Origin of the sequence: Occallatibacter sp., from assembly GCF_049802275.1 — a bacterium.
In the GTDB taxonomy this organism is placed as follows: Bacteria; Acidobacteriota; Terriglobia; order Terriglobales; family Acidobacteriaceae; genus Telmatobacter.
This window is the reverse complement of the sequence record NZ_JBARMD010000481.1, coordinates 1-4,169: the sequence shown is the minus strand read 5'-3', so window position 1 is coordinate 4,169 and position 4,169 is coordinate 1. Positions and strand designations below refer to the sequence as shown.

General features: G+C 59.8%; 4 protein-coding genes. All 4 read left to right on the top strand.

Annotated features, from left to right (window positions below; genetic code table 11):
- The coding region (locus WA354_RS16825; RefSeq protein ID WP_472814182.1) for a zinc-binding dehydrogenase at positions 1-509 on the top strand (509 nt) is incomplete at its 5' end.
- Between the two features lie 314 nt (positions 510-823).
- The gene (gene hpnC / locus WA354_RS16820; RefSeq protein ID WP_472814181.1) at positions 824-1,822 is read left to right on the top strand and encodes a squalene synthase HpnC; all 999 of its coding nucleotides are present in this window, start codon (positions 824-826) and stop codon (positions 1,820-1,822) included.
- Positions 1,823-1,833: 11 nt separating this feature from the next.
- Positions 1,834-2,745 carry a phytoene/squalene synthase family protein gene (locus WA354_RS16815; protein WP_472814180.1) on the top strand — a complete coding sequence of 304 codons (912 nt, stop codon included), beginning with the start codon at positions 1,834-1,836 and terminating at the stop codon, positions 2,743-2,745.
- Positions 2,746-2,918: 173 nt separating this feature from the next.
- On the top strand, positions 2,919-4,169 hold a 1,251-nt coding region (hpnE, locus tag WA354_RS16810; RefSeq protein ID WP_472814179.1), incomplete at its 3' end, for a hydroxysqualene dehydroxylase HpnE.

Below are 4,169 nucleotides of genomic sequence, written 5' to 3'. Positions count from 1 at the left end.
GCCTCATGATGCTCCACGTGGCCGCGCTCGCCGGCTGCGAAGTCATCGCCATCGTCAAGCACGATGGTCAGGTTGAAGCCGCGCGCCAGCTCGGTGCCGCTCACGTCATTCAGACCAGCAGCATCCGCAAGGCCATCCGCGAAACCCGCGCACTTACGCCGAAGAATCGCGGCGTCGACATAGCCATCGAGGCTGTGGGCGTCCCCGAAGCATGGGAAGAAGCCGTGGAGATGGTGCGCAAAGGTGGCACGGTCAACTTCTTCGGTGGATGCGCCGTCGGCACCCATGTCTCGCTCGACACCAATCGCATCCACTACAGCGACATCACCCTGCGCGCCACTTTTCATCACACACCAGCCATGTGTCGCAAATCTCTCGACCTCATTGCCAGCGGCCGATTCCAGGCCGGCGCATTCATCACTGGCCACGCTCACCTCTACGAACTCAATCGCGTCTTTGAGAAGCTGATGAACCGCAGCAGCGAAATCAAAACCGCAATCGTCCCGTGAAGACGCGTGCATGCTTTACGAAAGTGTCATCCTGAGTGGAACGAAGGATCTGCCCTGAAAATTCTCATACCTCGATCAAAACTGGGTGCCCCATCCTTGCGCAGCAAGGGTGGGAAAGCACCGATCCCATCCGATTTTCATGGTTTTGGATGGCGCAAAGCGCCATGCATGACTGCGGTTGCCTTTCGTAGTCAGGATCCCCAGTCGTACTGCAACCGCTCGACCGTCTCGAACAAAGGTATGTATCAGGGCATGACTTCAGTCATGCCGCAAAACGCAATAAAATTAAGAGGGCTTTAGCCCCTGAGGGAACCGTGGCGCAACCACAACAAATAGCCGAAGGAGAATCAGAGCAACAGGCCCTCCTCGCCCTCGGCTGGTCCGCCCTCCCGGCAAGCTATCGAATCCCCGACGTCGCCCCCACCCTCACCGAAGCCCGCGCCTGGTGCAAGCACCTCGCCGAAACCCACTACGAAAATTTCCACGTCGCAACCTGGTTCCTTCCAGAACGCCTTCGCCCGCACTTCCACGCCATCTACGCCTATTGCCGCGTCTCCGACGATCTAGGCGACGAAGTAGGCAACACCCAACAGTCCGTGGCTCTTCTCGACTTATGGGGCCGCGAACTCGATGCCTGCTACGCAGGCCGCGCGCGCCATCCCGTCTTCGTCGCGCTGGCTGAAACCATCCGCACGTGTTCGATTCCCAAAGAGCCCTTCGCCGATCTGCTCACCGCCTTCCGGCAGGACCAGGTCGTCACCCGCTACGCAACTATGCAGGATGTGCTGGGCTACTGCCGCTACTCGGCAAACCCCGTGGGCCGTCTCGTGCTCTACACATGCGGCTACACGGACGAGCAGCGGTTCAAGCTCTCTGACGCTACCTGCTCGGCACTGCAACTCGCGAACTTCTGGCAGGACGTCCGCGTAGATTTCCTGAAAGACCGCGTCTACCTTCCGCAAGACGACATGCAGCGCTTTGACGTAACCGACGCGACAATCGAGAAGGGAATTGCGACCCCCGAATTCCGCGCGCTCCTCAAGCACGAAGTCGACTATGCGCGTAGCCTCTTCTACGAGGGCCTGCCCCTCATCCACATGGTCGACCGCGATCTGGCGGTCGATCTCGATCTCTTCAGCCGCGGCGGTCTCGAAATCCTCAACGCCATCGAGCGCGAAGATTATGATGTGCTCAGCGCCCGCCCGGCAATTTCCAGGCGAATCAAGTTCCAACTTGCACTGCGCGCCGTGAGCGGAAAATTTCTACCGTTCCTGCGTTTGGGACCGAAAGGGAAAGCGGCCAGAACCCAGTGATGACCCAGGCAATGACGCAAGCGATCACACTGGACTCGGCATACGCAACGTGCAGGGCCATCGCCAAACGGGAAGCCAAGAATTTCTACTACGCCTTCGTCGCCCTTCCCGAGCCGCGCCGCAATGCCATCTGCGCTATTTACGCTTTCATGCGCAAAGCCGACGACCTCTCCGATGACGAGAGCATTCCCCGCGGACAGCGCCTCTTGAACCTCGAACAGTGGCAAGCCGCATGGCGCAGCGCCTCGCAAACCGGCGCAACACACGATCCCGTGTTTATGGCTGTCCACGATGCGACCCAGCGCTTCAACATCCCTCTCAGCCTCCTCGACGAACTCATCGCCGGCACCACCTCTGACCTGAAAACAAATCCCGGCGACGCTCCCGACACCTACGCAACGTTCGCTGACCTCTACCAGTACTGCTACCTCGTCGCATCCGTCGTAGGCCTCGTCTGCATTCGCATCTTCGGCTACACCGATCCCGCCGCTGAAAAACTCGCCGAAGAAACCGGCGTAGCCTTCCAACTCACCAACATCCTTCGCGACGTGTCAGAAGACGCAGAACGCGGCCGCGTCTACCTGCCCCTGGAAGACCTCGCCGCGCACAACGTCAAACTTGACTCCATCCTGCATCGCGCCAAGACAACTCCACCCACCCCCAATGAACGCGCTCTTCTCGCCGACATCGGTGCACGCGCAGAAGCCTACTACGCGTCCGCCGCCAAACTGCTCCCGCTCATCGACCGCGAGAGCCGCCCCGCGCTGTGGGTATTGGTAAAGATTTACCGCGGCTTGCTTAAACGGATTCGTCGCGCAGACTACGACGTTTTTTCGCACCGCATCAGCGTCCCAACCTTCCAGAAACTCGAAATCCTGGCAGTCGGAATGGCCCGCCTTGCCGTAGCACGACTCTCCCCCTGAGATAAATCTCTATGACCGCGTCATCCTGAGCGGAGCATACCGTACCTGAATGAAACCGTGTCATCCTGAGCGGAGCAGCTTGGGGCCCCGCGAACGAGAAGCGGTCGCGGGGTAAGCGGAGCGAAGGATCTGCTTCTGATTCTTCCCCTTGAAATTAAGCCCTCGAGGAACACGTGCACGTATCGTCTCAACAAACCGAACCGCACACCGTCACCGTAATCGGCGGCGGCGTAGCCGGCATGAGCGCAGCCTGCGCCCTCGCCGAAGCCGGCTACCGCGTGCAACTCGTCGAGCGCCGCAGTTACCTCGGCGGCCGCGCCTCCTCCTACCTGCATCCAGGCGTCAACGAAGTCATCGACAACTGCCAGCACGTACTCTTCGGATGCTGCACCAACCTGATCGGTTTCTATCGCCGCATAGGCGTAGAAAAGAAAATCCACTGGACCACAGAGATGACCATGATCGAGCCCGGCGGACGGCGCTCGAAACTAGGTCCATCTTCGCTTCCAGCCCCGTTGCACGGACTGCCGAAACTGCTCTCGTCGCATGCCTTCACCCGCGCCGACAAATTTGCTCTTGCTCGTGCATTCCGCGCGATGATGCGGCCCATTCCCGCCGACTCAACTGAATCGCTCTCCGCCTGGCTCGTCCGTAACAAGCAAACCTCCGGAGCAATCGAGCGCTTCTGGCGTCTCGTCATCGCCAGTGCTCTCAACGCCGACCTTGACACCATCGCCGTTCCCTACGCGGCCAAGATCATCCGCGAGCTCTTCATGAACTCCGCTGAGGCCGGCGCCATGGGCATGAGTTCCGTTCCCCTGAGCGAGTTGTACGGTGCGGCCAGATCATTCTTGGAAGAACACGGCTCAACCATCCACTTCAACACCAACGTTGAATCCGCCGAGTGGGACGAAGCCGTTTCTCAGTGGACTATCCACACACGCACCGACACGCTCGTCTCCGAATTTCTCGTCATCGCATTGCCCTTCGAAGCGATGCAGAAGTTGATACCGTACATGCCTCCCGCGCCGCACGGCGAAGAACTAGCGCGCCAGGTTGACCGATTCGAGCACTGGCCCATCTGCAGTGTGCACCTCTGGTTCGATCGCCAGATCACCGACCTGCCCCACGCCGTCCTGCTCGACCGCGAGATCCACTGGATGTACAACAAGAGCGTCCTGCAGCCGTGGCGCAAAACTAAAGGCAGCTACCTGGAACTTGTCCAATCAGCTTCTCGCCGATTCGCGGCACTCGAACGTCAGCAAGCCATCGACCAGGCTCTCGCCGAACTATCCGAGTTCTTCCCATCTATTAAAGAAGCCAAGCTCGAAAAGGCCGCCCTGATCAAGGAAGTCCGCGCCACCTTCGGCGTGCCCCCCGGCATCGACAGCCTGAGACCGCCCTCGGCATCGCCATGGCCGAAC